Here is a 384-nt window from a genome sequence, read left to right as displayed (position 1 = left end):
CGACCGCGCGGTCGCCCTGGAAGATGGTCATCACCGTGCCGCCTTCGGACGGCGCCGCGCTGAAGCCCGCAGGCAACGTCAGGCCGTTGGAAAGCCACAGGACCGAACCGGCGCCATCGGCACCGTAGGCATGCGCAAGAACGCCCGTGGCATTGACGGAATCGGCGTCGTCGCCGTTACCTTCCGGATTGCCGCCTTCCAGCGCATCGTCGTCGAGCTGCACCAGCGAATTCTCGCCGATCGTCGGGATATCGTCGTCGACATTGATGGTCAGCGTGCCGGGCGTTGCAGCCGCATCGCCGTCCTTGTCGGTGGCCTGGTAGGAGACCGTGAACTGTACGTTGTCTTCCGTCCCCGGGATCGTTCCCTGCGGATGGTTGATCG

General features: G+C 65.1%; 1 protein-coding gene. It reads right to left on the bottom strand.

Annotated features, from left to right (window positions below):
• On the bottom strand, positions 1–384 hold a 384-nt coding region (locus tag C5L10_RS33430; protein ID WP_172717333.1), incomplete at both ends, for a hypothetical protein.

The sequence above is a fragment of the Neorhizobium sp. T6_25 genome (genome assembly GCF_002968555.1).
In the GTDB taxonomy this organism is placed as follows: Bacteria; Pseudomonadota; Alphaproteobacteria; order Rhizobiales; family Rhizobiaceae; genus Neorhizobium.
This window is presented reverse-complemented; position numbering and strand designations above follow the sequence as displayed.